Origin of the sequence: Peribacillus cavernae (assembly GCF_003989135.1) — a bacterium.
Lineage (GTDB): Bacteria > Bacillota > Bacilli > Bacillales > DSM-1321 > Peribacillus > Peribacillus cavernae.
Genome location: NZ_RYZZ01000020.1, coordinates 97884 through 117759, shown reverse-complemented (window position 1 = coordinate 117759; position 19876 = coordinate 97884). Strand labels below are relative to the sequence as shown.

General features: G+C 44.4%; 20 protein-coding genes, 1 other RNA gene and 1 other annotated feature. Of the genes, 7 read left to right on the top strand and 14 right to left on the bottom strand.

Features of this window, described 5'->3' with window-relative positions; all coding sequences use genetic code 11:
• Nucleotides 1-32: 32 nt before the first annotated feature.
• The 6 genes from ELQ35_RS14870 to ELQ35_RS14845 form a co-directional block, all read right to left on the bottom strand.
• On the bottom strand, nt 33-740 hold the full coding sequence (locus ELQ35_RS14870) for an ABC transporter ATP-binding protein (RefSeq protein WP_126865605.1): 708 nt from the start codon (nt 738-740) through the stop codon (nt 33-35).
• Nucleotides 741-1520, bottom strand: coding sequence for an ABC transporter ATP-binding protein (locus ELQ35_RS14865; protein ID WP_126865604.1), 780 nt, complete (start codon nt 1518-1520; stop codon nt 741-743). It lies immediately after the preceding gene.
• Nucleotides 1495-2469: a branched-chain amino acid ABC transporter permease gene (locus tag ELQ35_RS14860; protein ID WP_126865603.1), complete on the bottom strand. Its 975-nt coding sequence runs from the start codon at nt 2467-2469 to the stop codon at nt 1495-1497. The genes ELQ35_RS14865 and ELQ35_RS14860 overlap by 26 nt, the downstream gene beginning before the upstream one ends.
• A gap of 13 nt (nt 2470-2482) precedes the next feature.
• Nucleotides 2483-3361 (bottom strand): branched-chain amino acid ABC transporter permease, encoded by an 879-nt coding sequence (locus ELQ35_RS14855; RefSeq protein WP_126865602.1) that lies wholly within the window; start codon nt 3359-3361, stop codon nt 2483-2485.
• A 120-nt stretch (nt 3362-3481) separates the two neighbouring features.
• Entirely contained in the window at nt 3482-4660 is a 1179-nt protein-coding gene (locus ELQ35_RS14850; RefSeq protein ID WP_126865601.1) for an ABC transporter substrate-binding protein, read from the bottom strand.
• A 423-nt stretch (nt 4661-5083) separates the two neighbouring features.
• On the bottom strand, nt 5084-5851 hold the full coding sequence (locus tag ELQ35_RS14845; protein WP_126865600.1) for a tRNA threonylcarbamoyladenosine dehydratase: 768 nt from the start codon (nt 5849-5851) through the stop codon (nt 5084-5086).
• Nucleotides 5852-6281: 430 nt separating this feature from the next.
• Between ELQ35_RS14845 and ELQ35_RS14840 the strand changes: the two genes are divergently transcribed.
• Both ELQ35_RS14840 and ELQ35_RS14835 read left to right on the top strand, forming a co-directional pair.
• On the top strand, nt 6282-6941 hold the full coding sequence (locus ELQ35_RS14840) for a lysozyme family protein (protein ID WP_126865599.1): 660 nt from the start codon (nt 6282-6284) through the stop codon (nt 6939-6941).
• Nucleotides 6942-6967: 26 nt separating this feature from the next.
• The gene (locus ELQ35_RS14835; protein WP_126865598.1) at nt 6968-7669 is read left to right on the top strand and encodes a hypothetical protein; all 702 of its coding nucleotides are present in this window, start codon (nt 6968-6970) and stop codon (nt 7667-7669) included.
• A gap of 196 nt (nt 7670-7865) precedes the next feature.
• Here ELQ35_RS14835 and ELQ35_RS23765 read toward each other — a convergent pair whose 3' ends face one another.
• The 5 genes from ELQ35_RS23765 to ELQ35_RS22655 all read right to left on the bottom strand — a co-directional run bounded on the left by ELQ35_RS23765 (nt 7866) and on the right by ELQ35_RS22655 (nt 12207).
• On the bottom strand, nt 7866-7964 hold the full coding sequence (locus ELQ35_RS23765; protein ID WP_370873460.1) for a putative holin-like toxin: 99 nt from the start codon (nt 7962-7964) through the stop codon (nt 7866-7868).
• A 272-nt stretch (nt 7965-8236) separates the two neighbouring features.
• Nucleotides 8237-8421: non-coding RNA, 6S RNA (gene ssrS / locus ELQ35_RS14830), on the bottom strand.
• A 66-nt stretch (nt 8422-8487) separates the two neighbouring features.
• Nucleotides 8488-10314, bottom strand: coding sequence for an aspartate--tRNA ligase (gene aspS / locus ELQ35_RS14825; RefSeq protein ID WP_126865597.1), 1827 nt, complete (start codon nt 10312-10314; stop codon nt 8488-8490).
• A 13-nt stretch (nt 10315-10327) separates the two neighbouring features.
• Complete coding sequence (gene hisS / locus ELQ35_RS14820; protein WP_126865596.1) at nt 10328-11599, bottom strand: histidine--tRNA ligase; 1272 nt, start codon at nt 11597-11599, stop codon at nt 10328-10330.
• A 119-nt stretch (nt 11600-11718) separates the two neighbouring features.
• Nucleotides 11719-11950, bottom strand: a binding site (T-box leader).
• 80 nt (nt 11951-12030) lie between these two features.
• A complete protein-coding gene (locus ELQ35_RS22655; protein WP_185861781.1) occupies nt 12031-12207 on the bottom strand; it encodes a hypothetical protein in 177 nt (58 codons plus the stop codon).
• A gap of 180 nt (nt 12208-12387) precedes the next feature.
• On the opposite strand from ELQ35_RS22655, the gene ELQ35_RS14815 reads away from it, so the two are divergent.
• Together ELQ35_RS14815 and ELQ35_RS14810 are read left to right on the top strand one after the other, a co-directional pair.
• Complete coding sequence (locus ELQ35_RS14815) at nt 12388-13896, top strand: N-acetylmuramoyl-L-alanine amidase family protein (protein ID WP_185861780.1); 1509 nt, start codon at nt 12388-12390, stop codon at nt 13894-13896.
• A 554-nt stretch (nt 13897-14450) separates the two neighbouring features.
• Nucleotides 14451-14705, top strand: coding sequence for a GlsB/YeaQ/YmgE family stress response membrane protein (locus tag ELQ35_RS14810; protein ID WP_126865594.1), 255 nt, complete (start codon nt 14451-14453; stop codon nt 14703-14705).
• Between the two features lie 130 nt (nt 14706-14835).
• Here the strand turns inward: ELQ35_RS14810 and dtd are convergent, their stop codons facing one another.
• The 3 genes from dtd to ELQ35_RS14795 all read right to left on the bottom strand — a co-directional run bounded on the left by dtd (nt 14836) and on the right by ELQ35_RS14795 (nt 18147).
• A complete protein-coding gene (gene dtd, locus ELQ35_RS14805) occupies nt 14836-15282 on the bottom strand; it encodes a D-aminoacyl-tRNA deacylase (protein ID WP_126865593.1) in 447 nt (148 codons plus the stop codon).
• On the bottom strand, nt 15282-17477 hold the full coding sequence (locus ELQ35_RS14800) for a RelA/SpoT family protein (RefSeq protein ID WP_126865592.1): 2196 nt from the start codon (nt 17475-17477) through the stop codon (nt 15282-15284). The genes dtd and ELQ35_RS14800 overlap by 1 nt, the downstream gene beginning before the upstream one ends.
• A gap of 307 nt (nt 17478-17784) precedes the next feature.
• Nucleotides 17785-18147, bottom strand: coding sequence for a VOC family protein (locus ELQ35_RS14795; RefSeq protein WP_126865685.1), 363 nt, complete (start codon nt 18145-18147; stop codon nt 17785-17787).
• Nucleotides 18148-18409: 262 nt separating this feature from the next.
• Between ELQ35_RS14795 and ELQ35_RS14790 the strand changes: the two genes are divergently transcribed.
• The 3 genes from ELQ35_RS14790 to ELQ35_RS14775 all read left to right on the top strand — a co-directional run bounded on the left by ELQ35_RS14790 (nt 18410) and on the right by ELQ35_RS14775 (nt 19866).
• Entirely contained in the window at nt 18410-18763 is a 354-nt protein-coding gene (locus ELQ35_RS14790) for an ArsR/SmtB family transcription factor (protein ID WP_246026083.1), read from the top strand.
• Nucleotides 18764-18895: 132 nt separating this feature from the next.
• Nucleotides 18896-19318 carry an SRPBCC family protein gene (locus ELQ35_RS14780; protein ID WP_126865591.1) on the top strand — a complete coding sequence of 141 codons (423 nt, stop codon included), beginning with the start codon at nt 18896-18898 and terminating at the stop codon, nt 19316-19318.
• A 77-nt stretch (nt 19319-19395) separates the two neighbouring features.
• Nucleotides 19396-19866, top strand: a complete 471-nt coding sequence (locus ELQ35_RS14775; RefSeq protein ID WP_126865590.1) for an SRPBCC family protein — start codon at nt 19396-19398, stop codon at nt 19864-19866.
• Nucleotides 19867-19876 lie beyond the last annotated feature (10 nt).

The window sequence follows — 19876 nt, the reverse complement described above, 5'->3', positions numbered from 1 at the left end:
AATGGATGTTTCGCTCCCGACTGTTTTAGAATTTAATGTCCGCCCAGATAAGCCATTTTAACTTGTTCACTTGATGTCAGTTCTTCTGCGTCGCCGGAGAGGGCGATCCGGCCCGTTTCAACGACATAAGCACGGTCGGCAATCGAAAGTGCCAGGTTGGCGTTTTGTTCGACCAGAAGGATTGTCGTGCCTGTCTGGTTGATTTCCTCGATAATTCGGAAAATTGTTTTCACCAGCAAGGGAGCCAGTCCCATTGAAGGTTCATCAAGGAGCAGCAGCCGTGGTTTCGCCATAAGTGCGCGGCCCATCGCAAGCATCTGCTGCTCCCCGCCTGACAGGGTCCCTGCCTGCTGCTTGAGGCGTTCAAGCAATCTTGGAAAAAGCTCAAATACTTTATCAAGATCCTGTTTGATTCCTTCTTTATCCTTCCGCAAGTATGCTCCCAATTGCAGGTTTTCTTCGACCGTCATGTTGGCAAATACGCGGCGGCCTTCCGGAACATGGGAGATTCCCTGCTTCACAATTGTCTGGGCCGCCTTGCCGCCGATTGATTTGCCCTCATAGACGATTTTGCCCTGCTTTGGCTTTAAGAGGCCGGAGATTGTTTTTAACAGCGTGCTTTTCCCGGCACCGTTCGCCCCGATCAGCGTTACGATTTCGCCTTCATTAATTTCCAGGGAAACGCCTTTGATTGCCTGGATATTACCGTAATATACATTGATACCGTCTACCTTTAACATTTATGAAACCTCCTCGCCGAGATACGCTTCGATAACTTTTGGGTCATTTCTAATTTCTGCTGGCGTACCCTGTGCGATCAGCTGTCCGTGGTCCAACACATAAATTCGGTCACAAACGCCCATAACAAGCGCCATATCGTGCTCGATAAGCAAAACGGTCAGATCGAATTTTTCCCTGATGAGCGCGATCAGCTTCATCAGTTCCTGCGTTTCCTGCGGGTTCATCCCCGCTGCCGGTTCATCCAAAAGCAATAGCTTCGGATTCGCGGCAAGTGCCCGCGCGATTTCGAGACGGCGCTGCTGTCCATATGGGAGATTCTTTGCTTTTTCATTCATAAATCGATCGAGGTTAAAAATTTTCAAAAACTCGACTGCTTTTTCATGCATTTCTGTTTCCCCTGAAAAATGGCCGGGGACCCGGAATATCGAGCTTGCGATTGAATGCTTTGCCAGCGAATGGTAGGCCACTTTTACATTATCAATCACGGAAAGTTCACTGAACAGACGGATATTCTGGAAAGTACGGCTGATTCCCTTTCTCGTGATCTTATAGGGAGCCTGCTTGTTCAGCTTCTCTCCGTTTAAAGAAATGCTGCCTTCTGTTGGCACGTAAACGCCTGTGAGCAGATTGAAGAAGGTGGTTTTCCCTGCGCCGTTTGGGCCGATCAGACCGACAAGTTCCCCGCGATCCAATTCCACATTGACGCCTTGTACTGCTTTCAAGCCTCCAAACTGGATGCCGGCGTTATCTACCTTAAGCAACGGTGTGTTGGTTGTCATCCTTAGGACCCCCTTCAACGCTTTTCTTTTTCTTGAAAAATGACGTGATTTCCCGCGTGCCCATCAAGCCTTGTGGACGGTAAATCATCATCACGATCAAGAGAATACTGTAAATGACCATCCTTGTTTCAGGGAAGTCCTGCAGGAATGTGGAGATGATGGTCAGCAGTATCGCGGCAACTACCGCGCCAGACATGCTGCCAAGCCCGCCGAGTACAACATAGATCAAGATGTCAAACGACTTTAAGAAACCGAAATTCGAAGGCTGGATAATGTAAAAGTTATGAGCATACAAGGAACCGGCTATCCCGGCAAAGAAGGAACCAATGACAAAGGCAACAACCTTATAATAAGTTGTGTTGATTCCCATTGCGTCTGCAGCCGTTTCATCTTCACGGATGGAAATACAGGCTCGCCCGTGCGTTGAATTCGTAAAGTTTCTAATGACTAGGAGGGTGATCATCATGCAAACGAAAACCCATGGCCAGGTAGTCAAATGGGATACTTGCAAGCCGCTGGCACCGCCGACGTAGTCAATGTTTAAAAACACAATCCGGACAATTTCCCCGAAACCCAGTGTAGCAATCGCTAGGTAGTCCCCCTTAAGGCGCAAGCTTGGAATTCCGATGACAAGCCCGGCAATCGCTGCCACGAGTCCGCCCATTATGATCGCCAAAGGAAATGGCAGCCCTAATTTCATCGATACAACCGCTGATGCGTAGGCACCAACCGCCAGAAATCCTGCATGTCCGATTGAAAACTGGCCGGTGATCCCAATGATGAGATGAAGACTGACCGCAAGGATAATATTGATTCCCATGAAAAAGATCGTATTAATATAAAACCCGTTCAAATATTCACCGATTATCAAAAATTGAATAATGGCAAATAAAATAATAGACAATAAGATTGAGAGCCAAAAACCTTTTGCACTTTTAAGAATAGTCATCTCTTTGTCTCCCCTACACTTTTTCTCTTCTGTTTTTTCCGAACAAGCCTGACGGAAGGAAGATAAGGATTAAGATAAGAACAATAAATGCTACTGCATCGCGCCACAAAGAGTATCCGGCAGCACTGACCAGTGATTCAACCACTCCCAAAAGCAATCCGCCGACCATTGCTCCAGGGATGATGCCGATTCCACCAAGAACAGCGGCAACGAATGCCTTCAATCCCGGAATAATCCCCATCAAGGGCTCGATTTTGCTGTAATAGGTTCCGAAAATGACTCCGGCAGCTCCTGCCAGCGCCGATCCGATTGCAAATGTGGCCGAGATCGTGTTATTGACGTTAATCCCCATTAGCTTGGCAGCTTCTGCATCGAACGAAACGGCACGCATCGCTTTTCCGATTTTTGTTTTATGGACAACGAATTGTAGGATAATCATGAGAACAACAGATGTACAAAGGATGAAGATGGACTGGCTATTTATTGAAACTCCTAAAATCGAGATTTTTTCAGTAGGAAGGACACCTGACGGGTACGCTTCAGGCTGTGCCCCGCGGAAATAGATAAAGCCATATTCAATAAGCAATGAAACGCCGATTGCCGTGATCAACGCCGCGATTCTTGTCGCGTTGCGCAAAGGCTTGTATGCGATTCGCTCAATAATGACACCGAAGATAGCCGTCACTGCCATCGTTAACAGCAAGGCCGGGAAAAAAGACAAATCCAAGAGCGTGATTGAATAAAAGCCCACGAAGGCTCCTACCATAAAGACATCACCATGAGCAAAATTAATGAGCTTAACAATTCCATATACCATTGTGTAACCGAGAGCGATCAGGGCATAGATACTGCCGAGGGATATTCCGTTTATAAGCTGTTGTATGAGTTCCATTTCCGACTCCCCTTGGTTTAAAGAGTTAAACATAAATAGGGGGACAGGCCCCTATTCTTAGATGAACCTGTCCTGCCTTTTAACGCGGGCTTCCAGCTTTCGCCGGGAGCTGATGTTTTTTTATTCCGGATCAACTTTTGTTGCAAATTTTTGTTCTCCATTTTCATACTTTAGAATGGATGCTGATTTAATTGGATCGTGGTTTTCATTCAAGGTCACATTTCCTGAAACCAGCGCTAGATCCTTTGTTTTAGCAAGAGCTTCCTTGATTTTCTCAGGGCTTGCATCTCCAGCACGTTTGATTGCATCCGCTAGCATATAGCCAGTGTCATATCCAAGGGCAGCGAAGCCGTCCGGAGTGTCCTTGTACTTAGCTTTATATGCTTTTACGAATTCCTGGATCTTTTCGTCAGGGTCAGCTGCAGAATAGTGGTTTGTGATAAACGTATTGTTCAATGCTTCATTACCGGCAATTTCAACTAGCTTCGGAGAATCCCAGCCGTCTCCGCCCATGATCGGTACATCGATTCCAGCTTCGCGGGCTTGTTTCACAATTAAGCCTACTTCTTCATAATAACCAGGCAGGAAGATGAAGTCCGGTTTAGCAGATTTGATACGTGTAAGTGTCGCACGGAAATCTGTATCCTTCGCCACATAAGCTTCCTTGGCGACGATTTTGCCGCCCGCTTTTGTATAAGAATCTGTAAACGCTTTTGCCAGACCTTTGGAATAATCACTGGCACTGTCAATAAACACAGCAGCATTTTTGGATTGGAACTCATCTTTCGCATAGTTGGCAGCTACTGTGCCCTGGAATGGATCGATAAAGCACGTTCTAAACACATATTCGTTTACTTTGCCGTCTTTGTTGGTAATGTCAGGATTTGTTCCTGTCGGCGTGATCAAAGGAATCTTGTTATCTGTGGCAATCTGTACCTGGGCCAATGTGTTTGTACTGGTCGCAGCACCGACAATCGCAGCAACCTTATCCTGGGTTGCCAGTTTCAATGCACCGTTGGTAGCTTCTGCCGCATCAGACTTATTATCGACTTTGACGATTTTCAACTTCTTGCCGTCAATGCCTTCTTTGTTGATCTCATCAACTGCAAGCTGTAAGCCTTGCGATGCAGATTGTCCATAAGAAGCAACTCCGCCCGACAATTCAACGTTAGCCCCGATCTTGATTTCTTTTCCTCCGCCAGATCCGCCGCTCTCTTCAGCACCGCCGCAGCCAGCCAGAAGAAGTCCGGCACTTAATGACAGCGAAAGCATGACGCCGCCTACTTTTCTTTTTTTCATTCATGTTTCCCCCTGTTTTTAATTTTTGCACATTCTCTAAATTCTGTGATTCAACCCTAGAAAATATGCAAGATTAACAAAATAATCAAGATTGCTAATAAAAGTAATATTCTGAAAGTATTTTATCCTATTCTAGCCAATACGTCTAGATACTATTCTTAAATATTTTTTCACAAAACTACTGACACTGTAGTAAAATCTATGCTTTTTTCAGATGATTGCTATAATAATCCAGGAAAATATTATTCTATTGAAATAAGAAAAGAAAAGCGTTCGTGTCCCGTTGGCAGACACACACATGTCTGGATGCACTGCCCTGCTAAATCCCTATCATCCACTAATTATCTTGGAAAAGTTATACTTTATTATGCTAAAAGACCCAGACTGTTGCTCAGCCTGGGTCTTCGCGGTATAAAAATTTAATTATTTTTCGTCATTTACCCGTTTGATCGGGATATCTTTTACAATTTCCCTGACAACCCAGCTGGCCGCAATCAAGCCGGCCGCCGAAGGAACAAAAGCGTTAGAAGAAGGGGGCATCTGCGCTTTGCGGATCTTTGCGGCATCGTTCCCTACTTCTTTGCGGACATCCTCCCTGATAACGATTGGGCTTTCATCAGAGAAAATAACCGGCACGCCGCCTTTAATTCCTTCCTTGCTCAGTTTCTTGCGGATCACCTTTGCAATCGGATCAGTATGCGTTTTAGAAATATCCGCAATCCGGAACCGGGTCGGGTCCATTTTATTCGCTGCCCCCATACTTGAAATCAGCGGAATATTGCGCTTGAGGCATTCTTTCATCAAATGGATTTTATAAACGATTGTATCTGATGCATCTATGACATAGTCTAATCCATAGCTGAAAAACTCTTCATACGTTTCTTCGGTATAAAACATTTTTAACGAAATGACTTCACACTCCGGATTAATATCCTTGATCCGCTCCTTCATCAAATCCGCTTTGAACATACCGACAGTGGATAATAAAGCATGCAGCTGCCGATTCACATTCGTGATGTCCACATCATCCTTATCCACCAAAATCAGCCGTCCCACTCCGGAACGCGCAAGCGCCTCAACCGCGAACGTCCCTACGCCGCCAATCCCGAGGATCGCCACAGATGTATTCTTTACTAACTCAAGCCCTTCCTTGCCAATCGCCAACTCATTACGCGAAAATTGATGCAACATTTGAATACCAGCTCCAAACCAAATCTCTTTACTATTACAATTCCCAAAGACGAATATAACATAAACATTGTTTAAAACAAGTGATCCAGTATGAAATAGTGCCAATGCTGGGTCAGTTGGCTACAACACGGTCACTTTCCCAGATTTACAACAGAACTTTAAATTGTGCAACACACCATGAGCGATTTTGAAGTTTAAGAGCTATTATCAGAATTTATGAGCGATTACTCAGATTTATGAGCTTTTGCTGAAGTTTATGAGCTCTTGCTGAAGTTTTTGGGCTATCATTACCGTTTCCATTCTTTTTTATATTTAGCTTGCCGCGATCTTTTATTTACTACTATAAACGAAATCTAGTCATTTATTTTTACCCGCAATGCTGCCTTATATTATAATATCCTAGTAGAAACTGAATATAGGAGAGAAATTCATGAAAAAACGAAAACGGAAGAAAGGTAAAACCATTTTCGTATTGCTTATTCTTTTTTTCATTTTTATAATGATAAAGCAAGTGATGCAGGTTTCAATTATTGAAGAATCGTCTTCTATTATCAGCAACGATCCATTTGAAGATGCAAAAAAATATAGTCCGATTATTCGCGATGAATTAGAAAAGTATCATCTTGAAGAATACACAACAGTCCTTCTAGCATTAATGCAGCAAGAGAGCAGGGGCAAAGGCGGCGATCCTATGCAGGCTTCTGAATCAGCGGGATTAGCGCCAAATACCATTAAGGATCCAAAGCAAAGCATCAAACAGGGTGTCAATCATTTTCAGCGCGCTGTAACATATGGAAATCAAAAGAAAGTCGATTTTCCAACGATTATCCAGGCCTATAACATGGGAATCGGTTATATTGACTATGCCGCGCAGCATGGCGGCAAGCATACCGAGGAGCTAGCTAAGAAGTTCTCCCTGCTCCAGGTAAACAAAAAACCGAAAGTCTACAATTGCGGGGGGAATAAAAATAATTTCCGCTACCCATACTGTTACGGAGATTTTACCTACAGTACAAAAGTCGCGAAAAATATTGAATCTATTGCCGATAGCGTACCTGTAAATAGCGGCACGGCCGATGAAGCTTTTTAAACGACGAGTAAAAGGAGGAACCCAGCATGTTCACCACGATCCCGCCAAAAGGCGAATATCTTAAATTCACCGATGAGAATGAATATATGCACAAGACCAAATCCTGGGGTCTGTTGTCTGCCTCAGCCAGGGCTCCAAAAAAGGAATTTATGTACAAACGGGAAAACACGACATACACCGTTACCATTAAGGGGTATGAAACCGATGGGACTCATGAGACAGCGGTCGTCTCCTTTTCCAACGAAGCCCTTCACTGTGTCCATCCCGCTTATTTAAAGGAAATGCAGAGCGCTTCTTTTGGCAAAGAATCTGTACTTAATTCACAAGAAGCAACCTCCTCTGGAGAATTGCCTGAAGCTGGAGAGCCGGCTCAAGATAAGCAGTTGAAGAAAAAAAAGAAAGAACCCAAAGAAAAAACGTCAAAAGCCGTACTTGAACTACCGGGAGAAAAAGTGTCGTTTGAAGCGGTGGTAAAAGAGTTTGCAACGAAATACAACCACTTCAATGAAAGCGAAGATGAAATCCTGATATTGGAACACGTTAAAATCACTGGAGAAAATCCATTAGAGGTTGGAGAAGCGTGGTGCGGCTACAGCAATACCCTGAAAAAACAGGAGCTTGCAATAGGCAACTCGATCACATTTGACGCGAAGATCGTTGATAAAAAATTCAATAAAGATATACGATACAAAATTAACAACCCTTCGAAGATTGCCAAACAATCCTAATGTTTCCTAATAATTCGTCGTTTACTTTACAATTATAATGGATATACATATAATAAGGATATACAGCTTACATTAAGAAAGGGACACCAGCTGCTAACTGGTATCCCTGACATACAGCTAACTGCAAGAAGAGCAGCAGCCCTAAGATTGAGAAAAGAAATAACCTATCCCCGAACTTTGGTTGGTGCAGGGTGGGTTATTTCTTTTTTTGGTGTAAAGAAATAACTACAACGAATACTGATACGATTAAGGCTGAAAAATTAATTGCAACCATTAGCGCTTCAAATATCGTCATAAGTGGCACACCTTCCTCCTTTGAAGGAGTGGCCACTGCCCACCCTGCTATATAGCTGTACAACTACATTATAGCATACTGCTAATATATGGATACAAAAATGATATTACTTTTTCAATAGGCCAACTACTCCAATTTGTAGTATGCTTTTATAAATCTTTTTCGCAGTATGGACAATGCAAAAACCCAAATCCCAAGCACCTGGAAAAAGGAGCTTACCATTTGGGTTTTTACTTATGATATATATTGATTTATTGCCTATGTATGGGCGTAAGAGTCCCAATCGTGCCGTTTATGCCTTTGTTTTGAACCCGCTCTCCGCAGGTGGGTGCACTGTTCCGCACGTTTGTAAGTCCTCTCTTATGGAGGCATTTACGCTGCCCGGAAACTTGGGCTCCCGTAACTATAAGTGTTCGGTCAAAACTTATAGGTTAAAGAACGTACACATCAGGACTCTTACTAACTTGAAATTATCATATCATATCCGCTGTTTTCGTTTCAAGCGAACAGGAGTGGGAAAATGTTACTGTTTTTTTAAACTACCTTGTCCGACAGCCTCAGCATTTGTAGCGGGCTGCTTACTTCTCTTTTCTACCAGTGAAAGATGAAGCTCCTCAAGCTGGGCCTCGCTGACGGTTCCAGGAGCATCGGTCAACAAATCGCTCGCGCTTGCCGTTTTTGGGAAGGCAATCGTATCCCGGAGGTTTGTACGTCCTGCAAGGAGCATGACCAGGCGGTCGAGGCCGAGTGCGATTCCGCCATGCGGAGGAGTTCCATATTCAAATGCTTCCATGAGGAAACCGAACTGCTCGTTCGCCTCTTCCGGCGTAAAGCCGAGTACTTCAAACATTTTTTCCTGGATATCACGTTCGAAAATACGCAGCGAGCCTCCGCCGAGCTCATAGCCGTTCAATACAAGGTCATAAGCCTGGGCACGGACATTCGCAGGGTCGGTTTCAAGCTTCTCGAGGTCTTCTCTTACCGGCATCGTGAACGGATGATGCGCTGCGAAATAGCGGCCTGCTTCTTCATCGTATTCCAATAACGGCCAATCAACGACCCAGAGTAAGTTGAATAATTCCTGGTCAATCAGCTGTCTTTCTTTTCCGAGCTTTAAACGGAGAGCGCCAAGGGAATCTGCGACCACACTCTTCTTATCAGCGACAAACAGCAAAAGATCTCCTTCTGCTGCCTCTGTCGCCTGGCTCAGTTTCTGCTGATCATCTTCGTTAAAGAATTTCGCAATCGGTCCTTTTACTCCGTCTGCTTCGATTTTTACCCAAGCCAGGCCTTTAGCACCGTAAACTGCGGCGAACTCTCCTAAAGCATCGATATCTTTGCGGGAATAATCGGCAGCGCCCCCCTTTACGTTCAGCGCTTTTACTTCGCCGCCGTTTGCAACAGCGCCGGAGAACACTTTAAAGCCGCTGTCTGCGACCAGTTCGGAAACATTGATCAGTTCCATCGCAAAGCGCGTGTCGGGCTTATCAGAGCCATAACGGCTCATTGCTTCGTCATAGGTCATTCTTGGAAACGGGAAGGTAACGTCGCGGCCTTTGACTTCCTTCATGACTTTAGCCATCATTTCTTCGGTCAACGAGATGATATCTTCCTGGCTCATGAAGCTTGTTTCAATATCGATCTGGGTAAATTCAGGCTGCCTGTCTGCGCGCAAATCTTCATCGCGGAAGCAGCGGGCAATCTGGTAATAACGTTCAACCCCGGACACCATCAACATCTGTTTAAAAAGTTGCGGTGATTGCGGCAGGGCATAGAATTCACCATCATGCACACGGCTTGGCACTAAATAGTCACGCGCCCCCTCAGGTGTGCTTTTCGTCAGAATCGGCGTTTCAATATCGAGAAAGCCTTCACCGTCGAGATAATCACGGACTGCCTTGGTTGTCTTGTGGCGCATTTTCAGTGTGTCAAACATAACCGGGCGCCTCAAATCCAGGTAACGGTATTTCAAACGGAGATCTTCTGATACTTCCGTTTTGTCGGCGATGGTAAATGGAGGAGTCTTTGCTTCATTCACAATGGAAACAGACTCTGCCAATATTTCGATTTTTCCGGTGGAGATGTTTTTGTTCACATTTGATTCGTCGCGGAGAATGACTGTTCCTTCGATATCGAGAACGTACTCACTGCGGACCTTTTCGGCTGTTTGCAGCGATTCTTTTGATACATCCGGGTTAAATACAACCTGGACGATGCCTGTTCTGTCCCTAAAGTCGATAAAAATCAAACCGCCGAGATCCCTTCGTTTTTGGACCCACCCTTTTAAGGTCACTTTTTCCCCGATAGCTGTTTCGGTTACTTCCCCACAGAAATATGATCTGCCAAACATACCGTTTTCCTCCTTAAGCCTTCAGCTTTTTAAAATTATCGACAAATGAAGCAAGGTCCATTTCTATCTGGTTGCCCGTCTCCATATTTTTCACGTTTATTTTATTGCTTGCTAATTCGTCATCCCCGAGAATGGCAACAAATTTTGCCTGAAGCCGGTCCGCTGATTTAAATTGTGCCTTTGCTTTTCGGTCCTGATAGTCCTTTTCGACGGTAAACCCGGCATTTCTCAGCTCATAGGCGAGCTTGACGGTGTAATCCTTTGCCGCCTCTCCCAGGGAAACCAGGTAACAATCGATGCCCTGTTCGATTGGAAGTTCGACCTTTTCTGCCTCGAGTGCGGCAACCAATCTTTCAACGCTTAATGCAAAGCCGATTCCCGGTGTTTCCGGACCGCCGAGTTCTTCGGCAAGTCCGTTGTAGCGTCCGCCGCCGCAAAGCGTTGTAATCGCCCCAAAGCCTTCCGCATCGCTCATCACTTCAAAAGCGGTGTGGTTGTAATAGTCCAGGCCGCGCACAAGGGTCGGGTCAACGACAAATTCAATCTTCAAATCGGTTAAATACTTTTGCACTTTTTCAAAATAAGCTTTCGACTCATCATTTAAATAGTCAATAATCGATGGAGCAGTTTTCATTAGCTCGTGATCCCGGTCTTTTTTACAATCAAGAATGCGCAGCGGATTTTTCTTAAGCCGGTTCTGGCAATCGCTGCAGAATTCTCCGATCCGCGGTTCGAAGTGGTTGATCAAGGCGTTCCGGTGGTTTGTCCTGCTTTCCTTGTCGCCAAGGCTATTAATCACAAGCTTCAGCTTTTTCAAACCAAGCTGTTGATATAAGCCCAGCACCAGCGAAAGTACCTCTGCATCGATCGCCGGATCTGCGCTGCCCAGAGCCTCGATGCCGAATTGTACAAACTGGCGGAAACGGCCTGCCTGCGGACGTTCGTAACGGAACATCGGCCCAAAGTAGAAAAGTTTTACCGGCTGATTCGCCCAGCCAAACATTTTATGCTCAATATACGACCTGACAACAGAAGCCGTTCCTTCCGGTCGAAGCGTGATATCGCGGCCGCCTCGATCCTGGAACGAATACATTTCTTTCTGGACGATATCGGTCGTATCACCGACACCGCGAAGGAATAGTTCTGTATGTTCAAATATTGGCGTCCGTATTTCTTTATATTGATATCTTCTGCATAGATCCCGGGCAGCATTTTCGATGTACTGCCAAATTTCCGTCTGGCCAGGAAGGATATCCTGGGTTCCACGCGGCATTTGAATCGACATTGGTTTTTTCCTCCCTTAATTTATGTCTGTAGCTTTGATTTAAGCGAAACACTTTTCAATCGATATATGATTGGATAAACCAAACAAAAAAACTCCCGGTCCCCTGTAACTTTTCTGTTACAAGGGACGAGAGTTATATTCCCGTGGTGCCACCCTAATTGAAGCATGACGCGAGCATGCTTCCGCTCAATACAGTTAACGCCTGTATACGTCCATCTCCTACTAAAGTTTCAGAGCGAAGCCTACGAAGTGTTCTTTCATTAAGGCAGCATGCGGAAATGCTTTCAGCCGGGCGGCATTTCCTCTCTTTTCATGTGGTTCTTAATTACTCTTCTCCATCAATGGTTATCAGTCAGTATGTATGATATTTATATAATCATACGGACGGTTCTTTAAAATGTCAAGACCATTCAGGCAAATTCCCTAAAGGTTTATGATCGGCCCAATCGCTTCTTCAGTTTTTTGACATCCTTCACACTAAGGCCGAATTCCGAAGCCAGTTCGATATCGCTTGCGCCCTGTTCTCTTTGGATGAAGTCATGAAAGTCTACGCCTAAGAGCTGATTTTCTCCATTAAGGCTCGTCTGTCCTTTTTCACTGAATTTCATTTGGCACCCTCCCTGTAAAAGTCTTTGATAAGTTCCTGTTAACTGACAGTAACATGCGTCTCCATACCTATTCTTTCCTAATCGGCGATTTATTTTCATGAACGAGGAGGGTTTTTTAAAAAAAGATAGAAGTTATATAGCTCACAGAAAAGGGGTCGTTTTTTTAAAGGGGAGATGTTCATGCGTTTTTATCAAAAAGGAAGTTTATTCCTCACTTCTTTGCTTCTTGTTGGCGCGCTTCATCCACTGGGTGATGCAAAAGGAGCGGGAAAAGACGAGCTAACCGTTAAAGGGAAGGTTTTGAATGTCCGGAAGGGTCCCGATATCAGTTCACCGGTTGTGGATGTATTGTTGCAGGACAAGTCTTATCCGATCCTGAAAGAGGATGACGAATGGATTAAAGTTAAAACAGGAACAGGGAAGGAAGGCTGGGTTGCCAAATGGCTGACAGGCGAAGAAAACAGCGGTAAAAAACGGACTATCGGAAAGGGCCGCATCATTTCCGGGGATGTCCGCGTACGAACCGGGCCCGACACTTCCTATAACCTCGCAGGTTCTCTAAAAAAGGGAAGCAAAGTTGAAATTCTAGAGCAGCAAGGAACTTGGGCATACATACAAACCAAAAAAGTAACCGGCTGGATAGCAGAAAAATTCATCAGCCAAGAATCGATTACAGGGACTGAAAAAACAGAAGTTCCAGCTCATGCGGTGCTTGCTGACACGGTAAATGTACGGACTCATGCTTCACTTCAAGGAGAAGTGCTCGGGAAAATCGCCAAAGGCAGCAAGGTAAAGATTATCACGGTGGAAGGAGATTGGATGAAGGTCTCCTATAAGTCGGCATACGGCTGGATCAATAAAGACTATCTCCGTTTTTCCTCTGGACAAAAAGAATCAGAGACACCGATTACCGAAAAACCGATGAAAGGCGAGGTTGTCATCAAACAGAATGGCACAAATCTCAGGAGCCGACCCGATGTCCAGTCAGTGATCGTTTCAAGGACTTATGTGGGCGAAAGATTTTCGATCATCGCCGCCGCTGATGACTGGTACAAGATCCGGCTCGAAAGCGGCGGAACAGCATATGTAGCAGGCTGGGTGGTAACGCCCGCAGGAGATGCCCCGCAAATGAAAAAGCAGGGAGCGGAACAATACCTTTCCGATAAATTGATTGTCATCGACCCTGGACACGGCGGCAGAGATCGCGGCACAAAAGGAATAAATGGTACTTTGGAAAAGAATTTGACATTACAGACGGCCTTGCTTTTGCAGGACAAGCTGGAAGCAGCAGGGGCTGCCGTCATCTTAACGCGAAATACCGATTACTATTTAGCTCTTCCGTCCCGTGCCGGTATTTCTAACAATCACAACGCCGATGCCTTTATAAGCCTGCATTATGATCATGCGAAAAATCACCTGGTCAGCGGTGTGACAACCTATTATTATCATGCTTATCAAAAATCCCTGGCCGCAAGCCTCAATCAATCTCTCGGCTCCTCGTTACAGGTGGTCAACCGTGGCTACCGATTTGGCGATTTTCATGTAATCAGGGAGAACGAGCAGGCTGCCGCGCTTGTTGAATTAGGGTATTTAAGCAACGCTGCGGAAGAAAGCCACGTGACTTCCAACCAGTATCAGGAAGCTGTGTCGGAGGCGATTTTTATGGGGCTGGAAAAGTATTTTCAGTGAAAAAAGATGCTTTTCTGCAATCAATAATTGCTTATGATTGAGTGAATTCTGCATTATGAGCCTTGTTAGATGATAAGAGCGATTAAGAGCGGTGCATGTTAACCCAAAGGCTCAGGTCCATTCTGCAATAGCGGACTGGGCTTGTATGTAGAATAAATCCATACCAAAAACTGGCGACTGTTTATCGCCAGTTTTACTATTTAAAAACACCAAAAAACATCAATTTATAATGTCCTATTTCTTATAGCTCATTGTATGCGTCATTATCCCAATCTTCTTTTAGGGATTCACTCATCTATTATATAAAAAAATTTTATACTTTTTGTAACAGGTATTCCTAATACTTCCACATGTGCTTTTACCTGAAACTCGGAATAAACTTTGTCCTACAGAATAGGAATATAGGGAATGGAATATAGCTTATCCGAGTGAAGAAACGTTCACCCATTCTCCTGCCAATCATTCCTGACATAATCCTGTACTCCATTCATTCTTCATTTTTATCGGTTTCACTGAAATAAAAACAGATAAATGAACCGGAAGGAGGAGAAACTTTGGGATTGCTTTGGATGTTAATTGTTGGAGGTATTATTGGTTGGTTGGGCAGCCTGATTATTGGACGTGATATGCCAGGCGGAATTATTGGTAATATTGTTGCAGGCTTTATAGGAGCATGGCTTGGTTCAGAGATTTTAGGACCTATTGGACCGGTTACGGGAGGGTTTTACCTTGTCCCCGCTCTATTAGGTGCAATTGTTGTCGTTTTTATCGTCAGTTTGATCATCAGAAATACGAGAGGGCGATTTTAAATAGACTTCTTCAGGAAAGCTGTTGCTTTCGCTGCCGAAGCATCCCTCAAACTTGATTGAAAGCCGCAACCAGGTGCCAAAATCCTAATCAAAAAATCCTTGCCGCTATCAAGCGGACAAGGATTTTTTTTCACTTCATTTTGCTTTCTACAATAAGGGTGACCGGGCCATCATTGCTAAGCTGTACCTGCATCATCGCACCAAAAATGCCTGTTTGGACGTTGATTCCTTTTTTGCGGAATTCTTCATTCAGCATTTCATAGACCGGGTTTGCTTGTTCCGGTCTGGCGGCTTCCATGAAGTTGGGCCTTCTGCCTTTGCGGACATCACCGTACAGTGTGAATTGAGAGATCGAGAGGATCGAGCCGCCCGCGTCAAGCAGGGAGAAGTTCATTTTCTCGTCATCGTCCTCGAAAATCCGCAGATTGGCGATTTTATCAGCGACATAGACCGCGTCCTCAGCCTGGTCGCCATGTGTTACGCCGACAAGCAGCACCAGGCCGTGCCCGATTTCCCCGACTGTTTCTCCGTTTACAAGTACTCTGGCTTCTTTAGATCGTTGCACTACGACACGCATCAGTTCATGATCCTTCTGACTGAATAGATGTCGGCAATTTGCTTAATGCGATCAACTACTTTTTTCAGGTCGCTGATATTGTGGATCGAAATCGACATGTTGATCGTCGCCATTTTATTTCTGTCGGATTTTCCCGATACAGCAGAAATGTTAGTCTTCGTTTCATTGACGGCCTGTAAGACTTCGTTCAGCAGGCCGCGGCGGTCGAAGCCGGTAATCTCAATGTCGACGTTATACTCTTTACGTTCATTCAAGCTGCTTTCCCATTCAACTGGGATAAGGCGGTTTTCGGTTTCATTTCCTTCGACATTCGGACAATCCACGCGGTGGACGGAAACGCCTCTGCCCTTAGTGATAAAGCCGACAATATCATCTCCGGGGACCGGGTTGCAGCATCTCGATAAGCGGATTAACAGGTTATCGATGCCCTGGACGCGAACTCCGGACTCTCTTTTTTTAACCTTATGGAAGGACTTTAATTCAGAGACAGCTCCTGAAAGGGTCGGTTCCTGTTCCTTTTCTTTCTGTTTGCGTTGCTTTTCTGTCAAACGGTTGGCGATTTGCGCTGCGGTGATGCCGTTGTAGCCTACAGCCGCATACATATCCTCTTCATTGGAGAAGTTGAATTTCTCGCTGACCCGTTTTAGATTTTCGGCAGTCAAAATTTCTTTCAAATCAAAATCCATGTTTTTGATTTCTTTTTCGACCCATTCCCTGCCTTTTTCGATGTTTTCTTCACGGCGCTGTTTCTTGAAAAATTGGCGGATTTTGTTTTTCGCCTGTGATGTCTGTGTCATCTTCAGCCAGTCCTGGCTTGGCCCGTACGAATGCTTCGAAGTGAGGATTTCAATGATATCGCCGGTTTTTAGCTTATAGTCAAGCGTAACCATTTTGCCATTCACCTTGGCACCGATCGTTTTGTTGCCAATTTCGGAGTGAATGCGGTAGGCAAAGTCAATGGGATTGGAGCCGGCTGGGAGTTCGATGACATCTCCTTTTGGCGTAAAAATGAACACCATGTCCGAGAACAAATCGATTTTTAGCGATTCCATGAATTCTTCTGCATCCCGAGCATCATCCTGAAACTCGAGAATTTCCCTGAACCAGGTTAATTTATCTTCTAAATACGAATTTTCATTTACTTCTTGGCCTTCTTTATAAGCCCAGTGTGCGGCAATCCCGAATTCCGCAATCCGATGCATTTCGGTTGTGCGGATCTGGACTTCAAGCGGGTCGCCTTTAGGCCCGATCACCGTCGTGTGCAGAGATTGATACATATTCGGCTTTGGCATCGCAATATAATCTTTAAAACGGCCGGGCATCGGCTTCCAGCACGTATGGATAATCCCCAGGACTGCGTAGCAATCCTTGATGCTGTTGACGACGATACGCACAGCCAGCAAATCATAGATCTCGTTGAATTGCTTATTTTGCAGTGCCATTTTGCGGTAAATGCTGTAGATGTGTTTCGGGCGCCCTGAAATATCAGCTTTTATGTTTACCTCGTTCACATGATCCCGTACTGCATCGATGACTTTATCAAGGTACTGCTCACGCTCGGCGCGCTTTTTTTTCATGAGGTTAACGATGCGGTAATATTGCTGCGGGTTCAAATAACGGAGAGCTGTATCCTCAAGCTCCCATTTTATCTTGCTAATCCCGAGGCGGTGCGCAAGCGGAGCAAAAATCTCAAGCGTTTCGTTGGAAATTCTGTGCTGTTTTTCGTGCGGAAGGTGCTTCAGCGTTCTCATATTATGCAGCCTGTCCGCCAGTTTTATCAAAATGACCCGGATATCCTGCGCCATCGCCACAAACATTTTCCGGTGGTTTTCAGCCTGCTGTTCTTCCTTTGATTTATATTTAATTTTTCCAAGCTTGGTTACACCGTCAACAAGCATCGCTACTTCTTCACTGAAATTTTCTTCAATGTCCGCAAGCGTAACCTCGGTATCCTCTACTACATCATGGAGGAAACCGGCTGCGACGGTAGAAGGATCCATTTCCAAATCTGCGAGGATCCCGGCAACCTGGATCGGATGGATAATATAAGGTTCGCCTGATTTACGGAACTGTTCGCGGTGGGCATGCTCAGCAAATTTGTATGCTTTATAAATAAATTCAGCATCCTCCTGCTGAAGATAATTCCTTGCCTTCTCAACGACCTGTTCAGAGGTCATGATTTGATCATTAGCCATTCAATCACCTTTTTTATCCTGCTCTATTGGTTGAAAATGTCGAAAAAGACATTATTGTTTCTATTATCGGGAAAAAAGGATGAGATGTAAAGGGAAAACTTTATTTGCACCTTTGTTGCCAAGGCTATCGGCATTTTGAGTGGCTCCAATCTAGCTAACTTAATTGCCAGAATTATGTAGAAATCACAAACAATGGTGAAGAGACATTTATTTTAAGAAAAACTAAACAACTTTATTCTAACCCCATCCTTACTCAGAACGGGGTTATGCGTGTTTGAGGCTTTAAAATTAAATAACTTTATTGATATTATCCTTTTAAGAGAAACTCGTTGCCATCCTCATCGCGGAATTGCACAAAAGTGCCCCATTGCATTTTATTGGGTTCCCCCGCTAGTTCGACCCCATTTGCTTTTAACTTTTCATATGTGCCCATAATGTCGTCACACATAAAAACGATGGATGCTTTCATATTCTCATGACCTTGCATCATGGATTTTGGATAGATAACCAAATGAGATTCTGCACCTTCTGGGCCAACTTCAAGCCAATTTGCATTTGGTGTCATTTGATGTTCTGCCTTGATTTCAAATCCCACTTTGTTTGTCCAAAATTCCTTTGCCTTTTGCTGATCTTCCACATAGACAGCAACCGTTGCTATTTTTGTTATCATTCCTTTTTCCGCCTTCATTCGTTTCGTTACAAGTTGTATTTTATCAAGCACATCTAGAGGAGTCTTTTCTTCATATCGCATTTCTCAAACCCCAATTCCAAAGTTATGTAGATACCCCCGGGTTTCTAAACGACTGATAAGGTCGTTTCATAGACCCGTCATCAATTGCATTTTCCAAACAGTAAGAGAGTAACCCGTGTCTTTTACATTTTCAACTAATGAGCAGGATAATACAATATGCCTTGAATGGATTGATTGAAATTTGACACGCATACAAATGGTTGCATATAATATCATCATGGATAAGATATTTAAGGCTCTTGCTGATTCCAGTCGAAGGCAACTACTTGACCAGCTCTTTAAAAACAATGGCCAGACATTAAGTGAGCTGTGTGACCACCTTGAAATGACCCGCCAATCGGTTACAAAACACCTTGTGATTCTGGAAGAGGCGAATCTAATTGTTGTTGAATGGCAGGGACGAAATAAAATTCATTACCTGAATGCCGCTCCTATCGGAGAGATATACGACCGCTGGATTGGGAAATATGAACGGCATCGAATCGAAGCATTGCGTGACCTTAAAAATAAACTTGAGGAGGAAAGAAATGACTGACACAACATTTGTTTATGTTACTTACATCGCAACCACTCCAGAAAAGCTATGGGAAGCTCTTACTAGCGGCGGCTTCACAAGGCAAAGCGTTAACGGGAATTATTAATTACATTGGAAGAGAGTTGATTTAGTATGAATAACCTTACGAAATTTAAAATAGTAAAGCCAGCCAATGAAGTATTTGAAGCCTTCGTAGACCCTGCAAAAATCGGGAACTTTTGGTTCTCATCGAGTTCTGAAAGATGGGAACAAGGCAAGACAGCTACATTGAGATATGACGAATACGATGCCCAAGGGGATATAAAAGTATTGGAAATAGAGGTAAATAGAAAAATCGTGTTCCAGGATGGGGAAGGACATATTGTTACGATTTTACTAAAAGAGTTGGATAATTCGAGTACAATCATTGAAGTTAACGAGGAAGGTTTTAATGAAAATGATGATGAGTTAATAAGTCAATTGATAGACAATAAAGAAGGTTGGGTGTATATGTTGACCTGTTTAAAGGGTTATTTGGAATATGGTGTTAATTTGAGAGCAGCATTAGTTAAATAACTTTATGGGTAAGAGTGCCTTGTGGCTCTTTTTTACCCAACCATTCGCCTCTTTTTTCCGAAAGGAGTAATAATTAGATGACACAGCCTATTTCTAAGCCTGATCTTTCACAAAGACCGTTTCATTTGACGGTTGAGCGTATAATGGATTCAGCACCTGACATACTGTTTCTTGCGTGGACAAAGCAGTTCGACCGCTGGTTTGCAGCTCCAGGGTCAGTGTTAATGGAAGGAGAAGTCAACACGGTCTTCTTTTTTGAGACCATCTACAAATTTGAGGCGCAAAGCGAGGCACAGCGTCATCCCCATTATGGTCGATTTTTGAAGCTGGAACCCGATCGTCTCGTCGAATTAACGTGGATTACCGGGGCAGAGGGAACAAAGGGAGCTGAGACAGTTGTCACGGTTGAACTCGAACCTCACGGCAACGGCACTCGTTTACGCCTTACACAGGCAGGGTTTCCAGATGAGGAGTCAAGGAACCAGGCAGAACACGCCTGGCCGTTTGTGCTTGAGCATCTCGACAAGGTGATGCAGACACGAATTTGATAAATACTTT